Origin of the sequence: Ralstonia edaphi (assembly GCF_958350185.1) — a bacterium.
GTDB classification, from domain to species: domain Bacteria; phylum Pseudomonadota; class Gammaproteobacteria; order Burkholderiales; family Burkholderiaceae; genus Ralstonia; species Ralstonia edaphi.
The window spans coordinates 434,080-453,938 of the sequence record NZ_CATWHI010000001.1 but is presented as its reverse complement, the minus strand read 5'-3'; the positions used below and the strand labels follow the sequence as shown (position 1 = coordinate 453,938).

General features: G+C 65.2%; 15 protein-coding genes and 1 riboswitch. Of the genes, 7 read left to right on the top strand and 8 right to left on the bottom strand.

Features of this window, described 5'->3' with window-relative positions; all coding sequences use genetic code 11:
* Position 1: 1 nt before the first annotated feature.
* The 3 genes from R2669_RS02005 to R2669_RS01995 are packed head-to-tail and all read right to left on the bottom strand — an operon-like array spanning position 2 to position 7,686.
* Positions 2 to 3,103: a multidrug efflux RND transporter permease subunit gene (locus R2669_RS02005; RefSeq protein ID WP_316898257.1), complete on the bottom strand. Its 3,102-nt coding sequence runs from the start codon at positions 3,101 to 3,103 to the stop codon at positions 2 to 4.
* Entirely contained in the window at positions 3,100 to 6,234 is a 3,135-nt protein-coding gene (locus R2669_RS02000) for an MdtB/MuxB family multidrug efflux RND transporter permease subunit (RefSeq protein ID WP_316898255.1), read from the bottom strand. Before R2669_RS02000 ends, R2669_RS02005 begins: the two co-directional genes overlap by 4 nt.
* A gap of 57 nt (positions 6,235 to 6,291) precedes the next feature.
* The gene (locus R2669_RS01995; RefSeq protein ID WP_316898253.1) at positions 6,292 to 7,686 is read right to left on the bottom strand and encodes an MdtA/MuxA family multidrug efflux RND transporter periplasmic adaptor subunit; all 1,395 of its coding nucleotides are present in this window, start codon (positions 7,684 to 7,686) and stop codon (positions 6,292 to 6,294) included.
* A gap of 253 nt (positions 7,687 to 7,939) precedes the next feature.
* On the opposite strand from R2669_RS01995, the gene R2669_RS01990 reads away from it, so the two are divergent.
* The 3 genes from R2669_RS01990 (at position 7,940) to R2669_RS01980 (ending at position 10,504) form a co-directional block, all read left to right on the top strand.
* Complete coding sequence (locus R2669_RS01990; RefSeq protein ID WP_147214728.1) at positions 7,940 to 8,671, top strand: response regulator; 732 nt, start codon at positions 7,940 to 7,942, stop codon at positions 8,669 to 8,671.
* Entirely contained in the window at positions 8,655 to 9,941 is a 1,287-nt protein-coding gene (locus R2669_RS01985) for an ATP-binding protein (RefSeq protein WP_316898251.1), read from the top strand. Before R2669_RS01990 ends, R2669_RS01985 begins: the two co-directional genes overlap by 17 nt.
* A gap of 122 nt (positions 9,942 to 10,063) precedes the next feature.
* On the top strand, positions 10,064 to 10,504 hold the full coding sequence (locus R2669_RS01980; protein WP_316898249.1) for a putative hemolysin: 441 nt from the start codon (positions 10,064 to 10,066) through the stop codon (positions 10,502 to 10,504).
* 85 nt (positions 10,505 to 10,589) lie between these two features.
* On the opposite strand, the gene R2669_RS01975 is transcribed toward R2669_RS01980, so the two are convergent.
* Positions 10,590 to 12,284 (bottom strand): phospholipid carrier-dependent glycosyltransferase, encoded by a 1,695-nt coding sequence (locus R2669_RS01975; RefSeq protein WP_316898247.1) that lies wholly within the window; start codon positions 12,282 to 12,284, stop codon positions 10,590 to 10,592.
* 110 nt (positions 12,285 to 12,394) lie between these two features.
* Here R2669_RS01975 and R2669_RS01970 point away from each other — a divergent pair, with 110 nt between their 5' ends.
* The gene (locus tag R2669_RS01970) at positions 12,395 to 13,366 is read left to right on the top strand and encodes a LysR family transcriptional regulator (protein ID WP_027679129.1); all 972 of its coding nucleotides are present in this window, start codon (positions 12,395 to 12,397) and stop codon (positions 13,364 to 13,366) included.
* Here the strand turns inward: R2669_RS01970 and R2669_RS01965 are convergent.
* The 3 genes from R2669_RS01965 to R2669_RS01955 are packed head-to-tail and all read right to left on the bottom strand — an operon-like array spanning position 13,360 to position 16,435.
* The gene (locus tag R2669_RS01965; protein WP_316898245.1) at positions 13,360 to 14,286 is read right to left on the bottom strand and encodes a 2-hydroxyacid dehydrogenase; all 927 of its coding nucleotides are present in this window, start codon (positions 14,284 to 14,286) and stop codon (positions 13,360 to 13,362) included. The two genes, R2669_RS01970 and R2669_RS01965, sit on opposite strands and share 7 nt — an antisense overlap.
* 5 nt (positions 14,287 to 14,291) lie before the next feature.
* Positions 14,292 to 15,092 carry a class II aldolase/adducin family protein gene (locus R2669_RS01960; RefSeq protein ID WP_316899040.1) on the bottom strand — a complete coding sequence of 267 codons (801 nt, stop codon included), beginning with the start codon at positions 15,090 to 15,092 and terminating at the stop codon, positions 14,292 to 14,294.
* A 23-nt stretch (positions 15,093 to 15,115) separates the two neighbouring features.
* Positions 15,116 to 16,435 (bottom strand): MFS transporter, encoded by a 1,320-nt coding sequence (locus tag R2669_RS01955; RefSeq protein ID WP_316891286.1) that lies wholly within the window; start codon positions 16,433 to 16,435, stop codon positions 15,116 to 15,118.
* 108 nt (positions 16,436 to 16,543) lie between these two features.
* Here R2669_RS01955 and R2669_RS01950 point away from each other — a divergent pair, with 108 nt between their 5' ends.
* The 3 genes from R2669_RS01950 (at position 16,544) to ribB (ending at position 19,166) form a co-directional block, all read left to right on the top strand.
* Positions 16,544 to 16,717: a hypothetical protein gene (locus R2669_RS01950; protein WP_316876492.1), complete on the top strand. Its 174-nt coding sequence runs from the start codon at positions 16,544 to 16,546 to the stop codon at positions 16,715 to 16,717.
* Between the two features lie 101 nt (positions 16,718 to 16,818).
* A complete protein-coding gene (locus R2669_RS01945) occupies positions 16,819 to 18,042 on the top strand; it encodes a Zn-dependent hydrolase (RefSeq protein ID WP_316898243.1) in 1,224 nt (407 codons plus the stop codon).
* 116 nt (positions 18,043 to 18,158) lie between these two features.
* Positions 18,159 to 18,314, top strand: a riboswitch (FMN riboswitch).
* A 126-nt stretch (positions 18,315 to 18,440) separates the two neighbouring features.
* Entirely contained in the window at positions 18,441 to 19,166 is a 726-nt protein-coding gene (gene ribB / locus R2669_RS01940; protein WP_316891285.1) for a 3,4-dihydroxy-2-butanone-4-phosphate synthase, read from the top strand.
* 34 nt (positions 19,167 to 19,200) lie between these two features.
* Here the strand turns inward: ribB and R2669_RS01935 are convergent, their stop codons facing one another.
* On the bottom strand, positions 19,201 to 19,827 hold the full coding sequence (locus R2669_RS01935; protein ID WP_316891284.1) for a bifunctional 4-hydroxy-2-oxoglutarate aldolase/2-dehydro-3-deoxy-phosphogluconate aldolase: 627 nt from the start codon (positions 19,825 to 19,827) through the stop codon (positions 19,201 to 19,203).
* Positions 19,828 to 19,859 lie beyond the last annotated feature (32 nt).

The window sequence follows — 19,859 nt, the reverse complement described above, 5'->3', positions numbered from 1 at the left end:
TTCAGCTTCCTTGCGAATCCAATGCGGGCAGCGGTGCGTCTTTGCTGCGGCCGGCGCGACGCAGGCGCAGCCGGTCGAGCGCCAGGTAGACCACCGGCGTGGTGTAGAGCGTGAGGATCTGGCTGACCAGCAGCCCCCCGACGATGGAGATGCCCAGCGGCGTGCGCAGCTCCGCGCCGTCCCCGTGGCCGAGCGCCAGGGGCAGGGCGCCCAGCAGCGCGGCCATCGTCGTCATCAGGATCGGCCGGAAGCGCAGCACGCAGGCGTGGAAGATCGCATCTGCGGGGCTCATGCCCTGGCTGCGCTCAGCCTCGAGCGCGAAGTCGATCATCATGATGGCGTTCTTCTTGACGATGCCGATCAGCAGAATCACGCCGATCAGCGCGATGATCGAGAAATCCGTGTCCGTGATGATCAGCGCCAGCAGCGCCCCCACACCGGCCGAGGGCAGCGTCGAGAGAATCGTGATGGGATGCACGTAGCTCTCGTACAGCACGCCCAGCACGATGTAGATGGTGATGAGCGCAAACAGGATCAGCACGGGCTGGCTGGAGAGCGAATCCTGGAACGCCTTGGCGGTGCCCTGGAAACTGCCGTGCACGGAGGACGGCACGCCGATGCGGTTCATCGCATCCTGGATGTCCTGCGTGGCACCCGACAGCGATGCCCCCGGCGCGAGGTTGAACGAGATGGTGCTGGCCGCAAACTGCCCCTGGTGATTGACGGCCAGCGCCGTGTTGGTGGGCTCGTAATGCGAGAAGGTCGACAGCGGCACCTGCGCACCCGTCGACGTGATGATGTAGATGTCGCGCAGGCCGTCGGGGTTCTGCCAGTACTGCGGCGCCGCTTCCATCACAACACGGTATTGGTTGAGCGGGTTGTAGATGGTCGATACCTGGCGCTGCCCGAACGCGTTGTTCAGGGCGTTGTCGACATCGCTCGGGTTGATGCCGAGCGATTTGGCCTTGTCGCGGTCGATGACGAGTGATGTCTGCAGGCCCTTGTCCTGCGTATCGGTGTTGACGTCCGTCAGCGACTTCACCTGCGTGAGCGCCTGCTTGATCTTCGGATCCCACGCGCGCAGCTCGTTCAGGTCGTCGGCCTGCAGCGTGTATTGGTACTGCGCGTTGCTGGCCCGACCGCCCACCCGGATGTCCTGTACCGATTGCAGGAACAGGCTGGCGCCCGGCTCACGCGCGAGCTTGCCGCGCAGCCGGTTGATGATCTGGTCGGCCGACATCTTGCGCTCGGCCAGCGGCTTGAGCTGAATGAACATCTGCCCGGTATTGCGCTGGCTGCCCCCCGTAAAGCCCACCACGTTCTCCACCGCCGGGTCTTGCCGAACGATGGTGATGAAGTCGGTCAACTTGGTGCGCATCGCCTGGAAGGAGATCGACTGGTCCGCCTGGATGAAGCCGATCACCCGGCCGGTATCCTGCTGCGGGAAGAACCCCTTCGGCACGATGATGTACAGGTAGACGTTCAGGCACACCGTGGCCAACAGGATCAGCAGCGTGAGCCAGCTGTGCCGCAGCGCCCACGCCAGCGAGTTGCGGTAGAGGTCGAGCAGGAAGGTGAAGAAGCCTTCGGTCTTGCGATGGAACCAGCCGTGTTCTTCCTCGGCGGCGGGCTTGAGCAAGCGTGCGCACATCATCGGCGTAGTCGTCAGCGATACCACCAGCGACACCAGGATGGCCACCGACAGCGTCACCGCAAACTCACGGAACAGCCGGCCGACGATGCCGCCCATCATCAGCAGCGGAATGAACACGGCAATCAGCGAAAGACTCATCGACACCACGGTGAAACCGACTTCGCGCGCGCCCTTGAGCGCAGCCTGCATGGGCCGCATGCCGTTTTCGATGTGGCGCGAGACGTTTTCCAGCACGACGATGGCATCGTCCACGACAAAGCCCGTCGCCACGGTCAGCGCCATCAGCGAAAGGTTGTCGAGGCTGTAACCGCACAGGTACATCACCCCGAATGTGCCGATGAGCGAGACCGGTACGGCCACGCTGGGAATGAGCGTCGCCCGCACGTTGCGCAGGAACAGGAACACCACCATGATCACCAGCGCGATCGACAGCACCAGCGTGCGCTCCACATCCTTGAGCGAGGCGCGGATGGTGGGCGTGCGGTCCATCATCACATCGAGGTTGATCTGCGCGGGAATGGTGTTGCGCAGGTACGGCAGGATGTCGTTGATGCGGTCGACCGTGTCGATGATGTTGGCGCCCGGCTGCCGGCTGATGATGAGCAGCACCGAAGGTTTGCCGTTGGCCGAGCCGTAGTTGCGGATGTCCTGCACGCTGTCAGTCACCTCGGCCACGTCGGCCAGCCGCACCGGCGAGCCATTGCGCCAGGCGATGATGAGCGATTGGTATTCGACGGCCTTCTTGGCCTGGTCGTTGGCGTAGATGGTCCAGACGCGGTCGCCGGATTCCAGCATGCCCTTGGGCTTGTTGGCGTTGGTGCTGGTGATGACGGTGCGCACGGTCTCCATCGAGATGCCGTACTTGTTCAGCGCCATCGGGTTCAGCTCGACCCGCACCGCCGGCAGCGACGCACCACCGATGGTGACCTGGCCCACGCCGTTGATCTGTGACAGCTTCTGCGCAAGGATGGTCGACGCGGCGTCGTACAGCTCGCCGCGCGACTTGGTGTCGGACGTCAGCCCGACGATCATGATCGGCGCGTCGGCCGGGTTGACCTTGCGATAGGTCGGGTTGCTCGGCAGGCCAGACGGCAGCAGGCTGCGTGAAGCATTGATGGCCGCCTGCACATCGCGCGCCGCGCCGTCGATGTCGCGCGACAGATCGAACTGCAGCGTGATCCGCGACGAACCGAGCGAGCTGGACGAGGTCATCTCGGTAATGCCCGCGATGCGGCCGAGCGAGCGCTCCAGCGGCGTCGCGACGGTGGCCGCCATGGTCTCTGGGCTGGCACCCGGCAGCGATGCGCTGACCGAGATTGTCGGAAAGTCCACCTGCGGCAGCGGCGACACCGGCAGCAGGCGGAACGCTGCGATACCGGCCAGCGCCACACCGATGGTCAGCAGCGCCGTGGCAACCGGCCGTGCGATGAAAGTGGCGGACAGGTTCATCGCGGCCCGCCAGACTCGTTGGCACCAGCCGTACCGTGGCGTCGGGCGGCACGGCGCGCGCGCCAGTCGCGCATGCGTGCGCCAAGGTTGTCGAAGGCCAGATAGATGACCGGCGTGGTGAACAGCGTCAGCACCTGGCTGACCAGCAGGCCGCCCACCATCGTGATGCCCAGCGGCTGACGCAGCTCGGAGCCCACGCCGGTGCCGAGCATCAGGGGCAGGGCGCCCAGCAGGGCGGCCATGGTTGTCATCAGAATCGGGCGGAAGCGTAGCAGACACGCCTGGTAGATGGCATCGCGCGGGGCCATGCCCTGCTCGCGCTCGGCCTCGAGCGCGAAGTCGATCATCATGATCGCGTTCTTCTTGACGATGCCGATCAGCAGGATGATCCCGATGATGGCAATGATCCCCATGTCCTTGCCCGACACCAGCAACGACAGCAGGGCGCCCACGCCGGCCGACGGCAGCGTCGACAGGATCGTCACCGGGTGGATCGTGCTCTCGTACAGCACGCCCAGCACGATGTACATCGTGATGATGGCCGCAAGGATCAGCCACAGCTGGTTCGACAGCGAAGCGCGGAACGCCAGGGCCGCGCCCTGGAAACTCGTCTGCATGCTGGCCGGCAAGCCGATTTCCTCTTCCACCGCATTGATGGTGTCGACCGCGGCGCCCAGCGATGCACGCGGCGCCAGGTTGAACGAAATGGTCGCCGCCGGGAATTGGCCCTGATGGTTCACCACGAGCGAGCCGGGCTGCTCCACCACCGTGGCAAACGCGCCCAACGGAATCTGCTGGCCGCTGCTCGATGCCACGTGCAGGTCATACAGCGATTGCGGCCCCAGCTGCATCTTCGGGTCGGTTTCCAGCACCACGCGGTATTGGTTCGATTGCGTGAAGATCGTCGACACCAGGCGTTGGCCATAGGCGCTGTACAGCGCGCTGTCGACAGCCGCCATCGTGATGCCGTACACCGCCGCCTTGTCGCGGTCGACCTGCACGTAGGCGCGCAAGCCGTTGTCCTGCAGGTCGCTGGCCACATCGCGCAGCTCGTGGGTCTGCTGCAGGCGTTCAACGAGTTTCGGCACCCACTTCGAAAGATTGTTCGGGTCCGGGTCTTCCACGGTGAACTGGTACTGCGTGCGGCTGACGCGGTCTTCAATCGTCAGATCCTGTACCGGCTGCATGTACAGCTGGATACCAGCCACCTTGGCCAGTTCGGGTTGCAGGCGCTGGATGATCTCGGTGGCGTCGGCGTCGCGCTCATCCTTCGGCTTGAGGTTGATGAGCATGCGGCCGCTGTTGAGCGTGGTGTTCACCCCATCCACGCCGATGAACGACGACAGGCTCTCGACCGCCGGGTCCTTAAGCACGACTTCGGCCAGCTTCTGCTGCCGCTCGGCCATGGCCGAGAACGAGATCGACTGCGACGCATCCGAAATGCCCTGGATGACGCCCGTGTCCTGCACCGGGAAGAAGCCTTTGGGCACCACCACATACAGCAGCCCCGTCAGCACCAGCGTGCCGATGGCCACCAGCAACGTCGTCTTCTGCCGGTCAAGCACCCATTGCAGCATGCGGCCGTACCGCGCGATGACGTTGTCGAAAAACGCGCCCGCAGCGTGATAGAAGCGCGATTGCTCAGCTTCGGGAATGTGCTTGAGCAGACGCGCGCACATCATCGGCGTGAGCGTGAGCGACACCACGGCCGAGATCAGGATCGACACCGCCAGCGTGATGGCGAACTCGCGGAACAGCCGCCCCACCACATCGCCCATGAACAGCAGCGGAATCAGCACCGCGATGAGCGAGAAGGTGAGCGAGATGATCGTGAAGCCGATCTGCTTGGAGCCCTTGAGCGCGGCTTCCATCGGCGGGTCGCCGTCTTCGATGTAGCGGGCGATGTTTTCGATCATCACGATGGCATCGTCCACCACGAAGCCGGTAGCGATGGTCAACGCCATCAGCGTGAGGTTGTTGATCGAAAAACCTGCCAGATACATCACGCCGAATGTGCCGACCAGCGACAACGGCACCGCCACCGCCGGAATGACCGTGGCCGGCACGTTGCGCAAGAACAGGAAGATCACCATCACGACCAGCGCCACGGCGAGCATCAGCTCGAACTGCACATCCGATACCGAGGCGCGGATGGTCGTGGTGCGGTCGGTCAGCAGCGACACTTCCACGTTGCCGGGCAGCGTGTCCTTGAGCTGCGGCAGCAAGGCCTTGGCACGGTTGACCACTTCGATCACGTTGGCGCCCGGCTGGCGCTGCACGTTCAGGATGATGGCGGGTGTGGTGTTGGACCACGCGGCCAGCTTGCTGTTTTCGGCGCCATCAACGATCTGCGCCACATCGGTCAGGCGGATGGGCGCGCCGTTCTTGTAGGCGACGATCATCTTGCCGTACTCAGCGGCCGACTTGAGCTGGTCGTTGGCGTCGATGGTGGAGGCGCGCGCCGGGCCGTCGAAGCTGCCCTTGGCCCCATTGACGTTGGCCGTGCCGATGGCGGTACGGATGTCGTCAATCGACAACCCCAGCGCCGCCAACGCCGACGTATTCGCCTGGATGCGCACAGCCGGCCGCTGTCCGCCGCTGATGCTCACCAAGCCGATGCCTGGCAACTGCGACAGCTTCTGCGCGATGCGCGTGTCGACCAAGTCTTCCAGCTTGGGCAGCGGCATCGTGTTGGAGGTGATCGCCAGCGTGAGGATCGGCGCGTCGGCCGGATTCACCTTGCTGTAGATCGGCGGCATCGGCAGGTCGTTCGGCAGCAGGTTGCCGGCCGCGTTGATGGCCGCCTGCACTTCCTGCTCGGCAATGTCGAGCGAGAGCGACAGATCGAACTGCAGCGTGATGACCGAGGCGCCGCCCGAGCTGGACGACGTCATCTGCTTGAGGCCCGGCATCTGCCCGAACTGGCGTTCGAGCGGCGCCGTGATGGACGACGTCATCACGTCGGGGCTGGCACCCGGGTACAGCGTCGTAACCTGGATGGTCGGGTAGTCGACTTCGGGCAGCGCAGAGAGCGGCAGCATCCGGTACGCCACCAGGCCCGAGAGCAGGATGGCGACCATCAACAGCGTGGTCGCCACGGGCCGGAGGATGAAGATTCGGGAGGGATTCATGCCAGCTCGGAACAGAAGACTTCGTCAGGCGCGTGCACGCAATGCACGACTCAGGGCTTACGGTTTGGCAGCCGGGGCGCTCGCCGCGGGTGCCGAAGCGCCTCCCTGGCCCCGGCGATGACGCCCGCCCTGATGGGCCTGGCCGGCGGCGGGGGCACTTGCGGCGGCACCCGGCTGGATCACCTCAACCGGCGAGCCGTCGCGCAGCTTGTCGGCGCCGTCAATCACCACGCGCTCGCCGGGCTGCAGGCCTTGCGCCACCGACACGCGCTCACCTTCGGTCACGCCCAGCTTGACCACGCGCAGCGCCACCTTGTTGTCGTCGCCGACCACGTAGACGAAGGTGCCCTGCGTGCCGCGCTGGATGGCGGCGCCTGGCACGATCACCACGTCGCGCAGCGTATCCACTCGCATGCGAACGTTCACGAACTGGTTGGGGAACAGCATCGCGTTCTGGTTCGGGAACTGCGCACGCAGCTTGACCGTGCCGGTGGTGTTGTCGATGGTGTTGTCCACTGTCATGAGCACGCCGCGCGCGAGCTGCGTGGTCTGGCTGCGGTCCCATGCTTCCACCGGCAGCTTGTCGCCGGACTGCAGGCGCGGCATGACTTTGGGCAGGCTGTCTTCGGGAATCGAATAGATGACCGTGATCGGGTCGATCTGCGTGATGACGACGATGCCGTTGGTGTCGGACGCATGCACGATGTTGCCCGGATCGACCTGGCGCAGGCCCACCCGGCCCGACACCGGCGCCGTGATGCGCGTATAGGAAAGCTGCACGCGCGCGTTGTCGACGTTGCCCTGGTCCAGCTTGACCGTGCCGTCGTATTGGCGCACGAGCGCGGCCTGCGTATCCACCTGCTGCTTTGAGATCGAATCCTGCGAAAGCAGCGTCTGATAGCGCTGCAGGTCGAGCTTCGCGTTCTGCAGCAGCGCCTGATCGCGCGCCAGCTGACCTTCCGCCTGCGCGAGCTGCGCTTGATAGGTGCGCGGGTCGATCTCGGCCAGCAGGTCGCCGGCCTTGATGGTCTGGCCCTCGGTAAACGCCAGGCGCACGAGCTGGCCGTCCACGCGCGTCTTGACCGTCACGTTGTTGACCGGCGTGACATTGCCCAGCGCCGACAGCACCACGTTGATGTCGCCCTTGACGGCCGTGCCGACCATTACCGGCATCGGCTTGTTGGCCATGGCGGCGCCGCGGCCGCCTGGCCCCCCCCGCCCACCTGGCCCACCTGGACCGCCCGCGTTGCGATACTTCGCGTGATAGACCGCATAGCCGATCAACACCAGGATGACGATCACCACCCAGATACCCCAGCGACGCCGCTTGCCGCCTTCACGCGGGGGCGGCAGCAGCGTCGAAGACACCTCGTGGGGCGTCTCTGCACCGTCGTGCGTACGGCGACCGGCGTCATCAAACTGACCGGGCTTCTGGTCCTTGGGATCGGACATGTTGGCGTTCCTGTTCTTGGCAATATGGGGACGAGCGCACATGATAGCGGGCGCCCGTGCCAGTCAGACCGCAGCTTAAAGGCAACGTCTTTGCGCAGAATTAGTCGCGCTGCGGGTTCTATTACGGCAGATTACAAACCCATTGCGGTGTTACCGGGCGAAACAATATGGTGAAAGTGCGCGCGATTCATGGTGGCCACAGTCGCTATCATGAGCACACCTTCCTGCGTCTACCAGACACTCCACCAGACAGATGAGCGGCACCAAGATCCTGGTCGTCGATGACGACGTCGAACTGCGCGACCTCCTGCGCGAATACCTGACCCAGCAGGGCTTTGCCGTTTCCGTGCTGCACGACGGCGACGGGCTGGCTGCCCGGCTTGAGCGCGAGCGCCCGGCGCTTGTGGTGCTCGACCTGATGATGCCCAAGGTGGACGGGCTGTCCGCCCTGCGGGACCTGCGCGCCCGCAACGACGACGTGCCGGTCATCCTGCTCACCGCCCGCAGCGACGAGATCGATCGCATCATCGGCCTGGAAATCGGCGCCGACGACTATCTCGGCAAGCCGTTCTCGCCGCGGGAACTGCTCGCCCGTATCAATGCCGTGCTGCGCCGGCGCCTGGCCGTGCCGGCCTCGGCGCCGGAAGACCGCGACAGCTTCAGCTTCGGCCCGTTCAAGCTCAATTTCCGCATGCGTACGCTGTTTCGCGGCGACAGCGCGCTTTCCATCAGCGATACCGAATTCGCGCTGCTCAAGTTGCTGATCGGGCATGCCATGCAGGTGCTCACGCGTGAGCACATCGTCGAGTTGATGTACGGGCCGGGCAGCGGCGTGTCGGACCGCGGCATCGACGTGCAGATCTGGCGCCTGCGTCGCGTGCTGGAAGAAGACGCGCAGCGCCCGCGCTATATCCAGACCGTACGCGGCCGCGGCTACACCTTCGTGCCGGACGAGCGGGAAGAAGTCAATGAAGTTCAAGGCTAGATTCGACACGCTGTTCGGCCGGCTGGCGGTGCTGATCGTGGTGGTGCTCGTGCTCAGCCATTTTTCGTGGCTGGGCGTGCTGCGCGCGGAGCGGCGCGAGCGGCAGTTCCAGGCGTCGGTAGACCAGATGGCGTTCCAGCTGCAGGCGTTTCAGGCAGCGATGGATGGGCATCTGCGCGTGAAGCTGCCTGATCTCGTGACCGAAACCGATGAACCGCCTGCAGGCGACGCTTCGTCGGCATCCGATAAGTCTGCGGAACTGGTGCGTCAGCTTGCGCGCCGCTTGCCTTCCGACACGCAGCTGCGGCTGGAAGCGGGCCCCACGCCGCGCGTGTTCGTGCGCTTTCCGCAGCGCAACAAGTGGATCGCCATGCCGCTGGTGTGGGTGCATGCGCCGCCCACCATTTCCGCCGTGGTGCCGGGCGTGATGGTGGTGCTGGCGATTGCGATTGCGTTTTCGCTCTTCGCGGCGTGGCAGATCCAACGCCCCGTGCGCGAGCTGGCCGATGCAGCCGGTGCGCTGGCCCGCCGTCGATACGTGCCCCCGCTCAAGGAGCGCGGCCCCTACGAGCTTCGCCAGCTGACCGAGCAGTTCAACCATATGGCGGCAGACCTGTCGGCCGCCGACGAAGAGCGCAACACCATGCTTGCCGGCATTGCGCATGACCTGAAGACGCCGCTGTCACGCCTGCGCCTGCGCGCCGAAATGCTGGCCGACCAGAAAGCCGGCGCCGGTATCGAACGCGATGTCGAGTCCATGTCGGCCATCGTCGAGCAGTTTCTTGCCTATGCCCAAAGCGGCGACAGCGAGGCGCGCGAGGTGTCGGTCGACCGCCATCTGCGCGGCCTGGTGCAGCCGTTTGCCGAGCAGGGCAAGCATGTCGCGCTCGATCTGCATGCGGGGGACCGCTTCCGCCTCAAGCCGACGCATCTGGAGCGCATCGTCGTCAATCTGCTCGACAACGCGTTCGCGTATGGCGCGGAGCCCGTCAACGTGCGCACCGCCGTGGACGATGCCAGCTACACGCTGACGGTGGAAGATCACGGCGCCGGCATCCCCGCGGCCGACTTCGACCGCGTCATGCGGCCCTTTGTGCGCCTGGACCCGGCGCGGGGCGGCAACGCGCACTGCGGGCTGGGCCTGGCGATCGTCGATCGGCTGGTGCGTCATCTTGGCGGCGACCTCGCGGTCGGACCGACGGCGGCGGATGCGTCCGCGCCCGGTTTTCGCATCACCATGCGGTTTCCGGTGTCGACTGCGGCGGCTTGATCGCCCGATCGTCCATTCGTCCAATCGCCCGACTGACATATGGGCACGCGGTTGCGTAAGCTATCCTAGGCGAGGCAAGCACGCTTGTTGCGTGCGCTCACCAGAACTCCGGGAGGAAACGCATGGATCGCGCTGTCTGTCTCGTCAAGGATGCTGGCCAGGCCCGCATGACCGCTGCCGTTGCCGCATGTGTGCTGGCGATGGGTCTGGCGGGTTGCTCGTCGCCGATGCCTCCGTGGGAGCCGCCGCGCACGATCATCCAACCCGCGCCGCCGCCCCCGCCGGCCCCCGCACCTGCACCTGCCACGACGCTGCCGCCTTCACCTGCCATGCAGGCGGTGCCCACTCCGCCGCCGACCTACACCGCACCGCCTGCTGCTGACACCGAACCGCCGCGCGCAACGCCCGGCATGGCGAATCCGGCATCCACGTATTGCCTGCAGCGCGGCGGTCAACTTGAGTTTTCCACGCGTGCCAACGGTGCCGATATGGGAATCTGCGTGAGCCCTGGCGGCGATGAATGTGAGGAATGGGCGTTCCTACGCGGCAGTTGTACGTGGTAAGCGCCGGCAGTCGCTGCAGGTAACAAAAAGGGCCGCAGACGTTGCGGCCCTTCCTGTTTGGAGGTTGCGGCTAGTTTGGAGAGGCTTACCGCCGCGCCACCACCACCTTGTCGGCGGATTCGGCCACGAGCCGCATCGGCACGCCAGCGGCTTGCAGGTTCTGCCATGTCGTGCGGCGCATGAAGGCGTAGGCGGGCGGCCCGTCGATCCAGCGGCGGATCCATTCGTCAGTGGTGGCAACGACCTTGCTTGGTTCAAGCCCGGCGCCCATTTCGAGTTCGTCAAAGCCTGACACCAGTGTCATCGGCCGCCCGAGGTAATAGATGGCTGTCTGGTCCAGCCACTCGACCGAGTAAAAGGGCGTTTCGGGCGGAATCGGGCCCGTCGCATTCAGCGTCTTTTCGATGAGATCGCGGGCAGACAATGCATCGCGGAAGATTTCGCTGGCGTTGAGCACGCGGTCCCAGCAGAACAGGGCGGAAATCGACAGCACGATCACGGCGACGGTGCGCCGCTGCCAGCGCAAGGCTGCGAGCGCGACCAACGTGCCGACGGCCAGCATGACCATCACTTCGCGCAGTGCCGGCATGGCCAGCGCCACCTGTTCGGCGGGCATCTTTGCGCCGGCCTTGGCGCCGATCGTCGGCACGGCAAACCACAGCCCAATGGCGATCAGCAGATTGACACCCAGCGACCACGCCACGGCGCGCGTCGGCATTTTTTCCAGCGCCAGCGCCAGCACAATGGCCAGCGCGGGGAAGGCGGGCACGATGTAGCCGGGCAGCTTCGAGCTGGAGGCTGAGAAGAACAGGAAGATCATCCCCGCCCAGGCAATCGACCAGCGCATCAGGTCAAACTGCCGCGTGCCGACAAAGAGATCAGCCACGCGGCCCAGGCGCCGGCCGATGGCCGCAAACAGCAGCGGCGTCCACGGCAGCAACCCGGCCGCGCCTACCGCGATGAAGTACCACCACTTGCCGCTGCGATGGTGCTCGTTGGTGAGGAAGCGCTGAAAATGCTCGTGGATGAAGAAGAAGTTGAAGAACTCGGGATTGCGCTGCTGCACGATCACGAACCACGGCGCCGTGGCGATCAGGTACAGCGCCAGGCCCGGCAGCCAATGCATGCGGCGGATCAGCGCCCAGTCGCGCGTCATCAGCAGATAGGCCACGCCGATCAGGCCGGGCACGACCAGCCCGATCAGTCCTTTGGTCAGGGTTGCACCGGCCAGCGCCAGCCAGACCACCAGCATCCAGCCGAGCCGTCCGCCACGCGATGCGCCCGACCGCTGCGCCAGTGCAAAGCCGCACGCACCGACGGTCAGGAAAAAGCCCACGCCCATGTCGAGCGTGATGACCTGCCCGAACAGCAGATACAGCAGCGACGAGGCCAAAATCGCTGCGCCCGTCGCCGCCGTGCGCCCGCCGCGATAGACGGCCAGCGTCCATGCCGTCATCAGGATTCCGCCCAGGCCGAACAGCACCGGCCACAGGCGTGCACCCCAGGCGTTGACCCCGAATGCCTCGAACGTGGCGGCGGTCGTCCAGTACTGCAGGGGCGGCTTTTCGAAATATTTCAGATCGTTCAGACGCGGCGTCACCCAGTCGCCGGAGGCCACCATCTCGCGGGGGATTTCTGCATAGCGACCTTCATCGGGCCGGAACAGGGTGGAGCGCTGGAAGAGGTCGTCCGTCCACAGCGCGAGGAACACGCCGATGAGCGCGACAACGATCAACGCCATCCACGGCGAGCGGCGGGAAGAAACAAGGCGGGATTCCATGCGTGGGATGAACTTCGCGGGCACGGTCGGAAAGGGTAGGATTCTAGTCGATGCCGGATTAGCGGATGGTTAGCCTGGCCAAATGTCTATGATCCTTCCCGGTACTGCGCATGAGCAAGGCCAAGCTCGACACCTACCTCAACGACCGTCTCGACTGGAATTTGCTGCGCACGTTCCTTGCTATCGCGCGGGAACGCAGCATCAGCCGTGCCGCCACGCGCCTTCACCTGACGCAGCCGGCGGTAAGCCAGGCGCTCAAGCGGCTTGAAGATCAGCTCGGCCTGCAATTGATCGACCGCCAGGCCAATCCCATTGAAGTCACGCGGGCGGGTGAGGAGGTCCGGCTGATTGCCGAGGAGGTCTACGGCACCATTTCGCGCCTGTCGCAAGCCAGTGGCGAAGGCGGGCACGAGATTGCCGGCATGGTGCGCGTGGCCATCGTCAGCGGGCTGGACTTTCCGGAGTACGACGCGTTTCTCGGCCGCTTCCACCGCGATTACCCGCGCATTGAACTCGAATGCCAGGAGATGCGCAGCGCCGACGTGGTGCGCAGCCTGGAATTGCGCACGGCCACGCTGGGTCTGTCGCCCAAGCGCGCGCTGCCGAAGAAGATCGAACACCGGTTGTTCCTCCGTCAGCGCTATGCCCTGTTCTGCGGGCAATATCACCCGCTGTTCGGTCGCGCCGATGTGCAGATTGCCGATTTGGCCGGCGAGAAGTTTGTCTCCTTCACGGGCGACAAGATCGGCGATCCGCTCTCGATGCTCACGTTCTTTCGCGACGAGATGGGCCTGACCGGCCCCGTGGTCGGCTCGTCTTCGAGCATGTGGGAAGTGCGGCGGCTGATCGTGGCCGGATTCGGCATCGGTTGCCTGCCCGAGCACGTGGCGCAGGACGACGTCGAACAGGGCCGCCTGCAGCGCTTGCCGCCCGAAGCCGGCGTGGCCGACGTCGACATGCACCTGCTATGGATGGCCGACCGCAAGTTCAGTGCGGCGGAAGCGGCGTTTCTGGAAGCGCTGCATCGCTTTATCGATGCGCGCTATCCGGAGACCGCGTCGGGGACGATGGGCGGTCAATAACCGCGCGTGACGTCGACCACGTTGGCGAGCGCTTCGCCCCTGAGCAGGCGCCGCACGTTCTGGGCGACCTGCAAGCCAATGGTGTCGGCGCTTGCGACAGACGCCATGTGCGGCGTGACGATCAGGTTGGGTGCGCGCCAGAGCGGATCGCTCGCGGGCAGTGGCTCGTTCGGAAACACATCGACGATGGCGCCGCCGAGGTGGCCGGTTTGCAATGCGTCGAGCAGATCCGCTGCGACCAAATGCTCGCCGCGCCCGACGTGAATGAGCTTGGCGCCCGGCTTGAGTCGCGCGAATGTGGCGGCGTTCAGCAAGCCGCGGGTGGCGTCGGTGAGCGGCAAGAGGCAGATCAGGATATCGGTGCCGTCCAGGAACATCGGCAGGCCGGCTTGCCCGCAGTACACGCCGATACCGGGCAAATCACGCGACTGACGCGCCCAGCCCCGCACGCTGAAGCCGAGGCGATGCAGTTCTCCGGCGACATGCGAACCGATTTCTCCCAGGCCCATCACACCCACGGTGCAGGCTGACGGAGGCTGCTGTTCGGGCCGGAACCATGTGGCGCTGCGCTGGTTGGCCAGCACGCGGTCCAACTGCCGGTGGAAATGCAGCACGCCCCAGGTGACGAACTCCGCCATGCCGCGTGCGTGCTGTGGGTCGACCACGCGGCAGAGCGGCACCGCCGGCAATGTCGGGTCGGTAAGGATGTTGTCGACACCCGCGGCGATGCTGTGCACGAGTCGCACGCGCGGCATGGCGGCGATGGCGCCTTCGGGCGGGTTCCAGCAGACGGCGATCTCGGCGTCGCGCGCGGCGGGCTCGCCGTACATGCGCACGTCGAACTCGGGCGCGGCGCGCAGGATGGACGGCACCAGGTGCGACATGTCGTAGTCGCGGCTGATGAGGGCGAGGGTCGTCATGCGCATCAGCTCCGGTAGTCGGAGCGGGACGTGTCGATCAGCCGCAGTGCCGCCAGCCATGCTCGGCGCGCAATGACGGGCGACTCTTCCCGATTGAACTGCGCGGCGGTGCGCTGGCGCACCTCTTCGGGTGGAAAGCGCAGCGGCGTGCCGCCCGCCAGCGCCTGGATCTGTGCCTGACAGGCGCGCTCGAGAAAGTAGATTTCGTGAAACGCATCTGCTGCCGTGTGGCCGCCGGCGAGCAGGCCATGGTTGCGCAGGATCATCGCCTTGTGCTGGCCGAAGTCGTGCACGAGGCGTTCGCGCTCGCCCAGGTCCAGCGCGATGCCTTCGTAGTCGTGATACGCGAGCTTGCCGTAGAACTTGAGCGCATGCTGGCTGATCGGCAACAAGCCATGCTCTTGTGCCGACACCGCAATGCCCGCGGCCGTATGCGTATGCACCACGAAATGCAGATCGTCGCGCGCTGCATGGATGGCCGAGTGGATCGTGAAGCCGGCCGCATTGACGGCGTAGTGCTCGGGGTCCGCATCGGCGCGTTCGTCGATGACGTTGCCCTCCAGATCGATCTTGACGAGATCCGATGCGCGCATCTCGCCGAACAGCACGCCGTAGCGGTTGATGAGGAAGGTCGGGCGGCCGTCTTCATCGGGCAGCCGTGCGGTGATGTGCGTGTCGATCATGTCCGTCATGCGGAAATGATCGACGAGCCGATAGAGCGCGGCCAGATCGGTACGAACCTGCCATTCGGTTTCAGAGAAGGCCGCGGGGCGGCGCGTGTGCAGCGAAACGGGTTGGGCTTCCATGGGAATACGGAGGGAGGTAGACATCAATTTGTGGCGAGCGCCGCGGATTCTTCAGGCTGCTTGCCGTCGCGATACCGACCCAGGCCGATGATGCCGATCAGCGAGATCGCGGAGAGCACCGTAAAGAACAGCGCCAGCGGCAGCCATTCGCCCTTGTAGCGTTCGGCCAGCATCGTGCCGATCAGCGGGGTGGTGCCGCCGGCGATCATGGTGCAGACCTGATAGGCGATCGAGATACCCGAGTAGCGCACGCGCGTCGGGAAGGCGGGCGTCATGAAGCCTGCGATGACGGCATACACAGCCGACAGCGTGACCACCGCCAGCGTGATGCCCGCCACCATCGCCACCGGGTTCTGTGTGCTCACCAGCAGGAACATCGGATACGGCGTGAGCATCGAAATGAATGCGGCCCACGTCAGGAAGCGCGTGTCTCCGTAGCGTTGCGCCAGCAGCGCCGATACCGGCTGCGACAAGAGCTGCAGGATCGTCACGACGAACAGGCAATCGAGAATCAGTGCCTTCGACATGCCGAGGTACGTCGTCACGTACGAAATCATGAAGGTGTTGGTGAAGAAGAACCCTGCGGAGCCGATGGTGGTGGCCATGGCCGCCAGCACGATCGGGCGCCACGCGGTGCGCAGCACTTCGCCCACGGGGTTCTTGAGCACCTCGTTGTTCTTTTTCATGCGCTCGAACTCGGGCGATTCCTTCACGCCCATGCGGATCGCCACTCCCACGAGCAGCAACACGAAGCTGGCCAGGAACGGCAGGCGCCAGCCCCACGTGATGAAGCTCTCATGGTCGAGCGACGACACCAGCCGGAACGACAGCAGCGAGAGGATTAACCCGACCGGGCTGCCCATCTGCGGGAACGACGCGAAAAACACGCGCTTGGCTTTCGGCGCATGCTCGCTTGCCATGAGCACCGCGCCGCCCCATTCGCCGCCCACCGCAATGCCCTGCAGCACGCGCAGCAACACCAGCAGAATCGGCGCCCAGATGCCGATGGTCGCGTAGCCCGGAAGCAGGCCGATGCCGGTCGTGGCGATGCCCATCAGGAACATCGTCACCAGCAGCATCTTTTTCCGGCCGATGCGGTCGCCCAGATGCCCGAACACTGCGCCGGACAACGGCCGTGCGATGAAGCCGACAAAGAACGTGGCAAACGACGCCATCGTGCTCAGGAAATGGTTGCTGCTGGGAAAGAACACCTCGCCCAGCACGAGCGCGGCGGCCGTGGCGTAGGTGTAGTAGTCGTAGAACTCGACGGCGGTGCCGATGAAGGCGGCGGTGGCCGCGCGCACGGGCTGGTGCGTCGCGGTGGATGGTTGCGGCGTTGACATGGGGCGTCCTCCTCTTTTGGGCGTGGCCCCGCCAGCGCGCCGCCGATGTTCAGGCATCGGTCTGTGTCGCGGAAGCGGGGTGTCGGTCGTCAGCCGACGCCGCCATTTATGCGCATCGACGCGGGCGGCGGCAAATTCGCATTTTTGATTCCCCGTATTAGCCGGGCTTATGCCCTGGGATTGGGAGCTTCACGCCTTGATCGCGCCATTGCGGTGCGTATGAGCGACGCCGGCAGCGCGTGGATGCAGGCTTCGGGCCAGCAGTATTTGCCTGATTTATAGGCCGAATAAACATTCGCAATTTGACGCGCATTTTGCGATTGCCAGATAAAGGCGGCTGGATGCGCCGAGACGGTCGGCGCGCATGCAAAAGGAATGGAGACATGTTGAAGGTCAACGGGGCGCGGCTGTGGTCGAGCCTGATAGAAATGGCGGCGGTCGGTGCCACGCCAAAAGGCGGCGTGCGGCGCCTTGCGCTGACGGAAGAAGATGCGGCCGGCCGCGCGCTGTTCGCGCGCTGGTGCAAAGACGCGGGCATGACGCTCAGCTTTGACCGCGTCGGCAATCTGTTTGCGCGTCGCGCCGGCAAATCGGCGCAAGCCCGCCCCGTGGCGAGCGGCAGTCATCTCGACACGCAGCCGGAAGGCGGGCGCTTCGACGGCGTCTACGGTGTGCTGGCCGCGCTGGAAGTCGTGCGCACGCTCAACGACGCGGGCATTGAAACCGACAAGCCCATCGAGATTGTCGTGTGGACCAACGAGGAAGGCGCGCGCTTTACGCCCGCCATGTTGGGTTCAGCCGCATTTGCAGGCGTCATGCCGCTGGAACAGGCCTTGACCTCGCGTGACGCGCAGGGCATCTCCGTGGCCGAAGCGCTGGCGGCGACGGGCTACGCGGGCGAACGCGCCATCCCCGGTGCGCCGTTTGACGCCTACTTCGAGGCGCATATCGAGCAAGGGCCGATCCTCGAAGAGAACGGCGTGCCGATTGGCGTGGTGACGGGCGGGCAGGCGATCCGCTGGCTCGATGTGCATGTGCAGGGCCAGGCCGCCCATGCGGGCACCACGCCCATGCGTTTCCGCCGCGACGCGATGTTTGCAGCAGCGGAGATGGCGACCTCGCTGGAAGTGCTGGTCGACAGTTTTGCGCCGCATGGCCTCGTGACGATTGGCGAACTCGGCATCCGCAATGCCTCGCGCAACACCATCGCCGCAGATCTCACGTTTACGGTGGATTTGCGCCATCACGAAGACGCGCGCATTGCCGAGATGGAGGCGGCGCTGCGTGAACGCTTTGCCGACATTGCCGAGCGCCGCGGCCTGACCGTGCAGATCGACCAGCATTGGGTCAGCCCGGCCACGCCGTTCGACCCCGCTTGCGTGAAGGCGGTGGCCGATGCGGTGGAGGCTCTCGACTACCCGCATCAGCGCATCGTGAGCGGCGCGGGGCACGACGCCATCCACATTGCCAAGCATTGCCCGACGGCGATGATCTTCATCCCGTGCGTGAACGGTCTGAGCCACAACGAAGCGGAAGACGCGCTTCCCGAAGATGTGACGCGCGGCGCCGATGTGCTGCTGCATGCCATGCTGGCCCGGGCGCGGTGAGCGAAATGGCGTGATAACGATATGACGGCATAGCGCTTTGCCCGACCCGTCAGTAGGGTCGAATCGTTGCAACTTGTTGCGGTAGCATTGCGTTTGCCGGCGATCCTGCCGGTTCAGTACGTCTTCAGGGCGGGGTGGAATTCCCCACCGGCGGTATGCGGACCGTGTGTCCGTGAGCCCGCGAGCGCCTTGCATGCGCCTGCATGCAGGGGTCAGCAGATCCGGTGAGATGCCGGGGCCGACGGTCAGAGTCCGGATGGAAGAAGATGTGCGGAACAACATGCCCGCGCCAAAGGAGCGCGCCTGGCTTTGTGCCGGGCTGCGCCGCTGCATGGCCCGTGCCTGTTTGTCTGCTTGCCCTGGAACGTCTTGTCGCCAATCTTGCGAGGAGCGTTTCCATGTTGTCCACTCAGCAATCCCCAGCAGTTCACCCGCCCGCATTGCCTTCCGCGAATGTGGCGTTTGACGCCATCGAAGCCCGCTTCGATCCGGCCGACATGCCCGCGCGCATGGCCGCCGCCCTCGACGCGGTGCGGCTTGGCGTGCCCGTCGTCGTGCTCGACGATGCCGACCGCGAAAACGAGGCCGACCTCATCGTCGCCGCCGACAGGCTCACGCAGGCCAGCATGGCCATGCTGATTCGCGAGTGCAGCGGCATCGTCTGCCTGTGCCTGACGGCGGAGAAGAGCGCGTCGCTCGGCTTGCGCCCCATGGTGGAAGACAACCGCAGCCAGTACGGCACGGCGTTCACGGTGTCGATCGAAGCCCGCACCGGCGTGAGCACCGGCGTATCGGCGGCGGATCGCATCACGACCATCCGCGCGGCCATCGCGCCGGATGCCGATACGCAATCGGTCGTCAGCCCGGGGCACGTATTCCCGCTGGTGGCAAAGGAGGGTGGGGTGCTCACGCGGCGCGGTCATACCGAAGGCTCGGTCGACCTGGCACGTCTGGCAGGCTTGCCGCCGGCCGCCGTGCTATGCGAACTGATGCTGCCGGATGGCACCATGGCGCGCCGTGACGACGCGGTGCGCTTCGCCGATCAGCACAACCTGCCGGTGCTGACCATTGAAGACATCGTTCAATATCGGGAGCAGATGGAGCGCGCGGTCAGCTTTGTCTGACGACCAGCCGGCCGCGCGAGAGAGGTGACGCTGGTTACCGCTTGAGCGCGGCGGCTTCCTTGGCGAGCGCCGTGATGCCTGCCCAATCGCCGGCCGCGACCTTGTCCTTAGGCACCATCCACGAGCCGCCCACGCACACCACGTTGGGCAACGCGAGATAGTCTGGCGCGCTTTGCGGCGTGATCCCGCCGGTCGGGCAGAAACGCACATCGCCAAACGGTCCGTAGATCGACTTGAGCATCGGGATGCCGCCAGCCGCTTCGGCCGGGAAGAACTTGAGCGTGGTCAGGCCGAACTCCAGTGCCAGGATCAGCTCGGAGGGCGTGGCGATGCCCGGCAGCCAGTCCAGTTCAGCTTTCGCCTGTGCCACGGCCAGCATGGGCGTAATGCCCGGCGACACCGCGAACACCGCACCGGCATCCTTCGCCTGCTGGAAATGCTCGGGCCGGGTGAGCGTGCCGGCACCGACGATCGCATCGCTGCCCAGGTCATTTACCACCGCACGGATCACATCCAGCGCCACCGGCGTGCGCATCGTGATCTCGAACGTGCGGATACCGCCCTCGTACAGCGCGCGGCACACCTTGACGCCCTCATCGACAGATTGGAACTGCAGCACCGGGATGACCGGGCCGGCCTTGACGACGGAATCGATACCCACAACGTTCTCCTAGATCAACTTCAACGGAACAA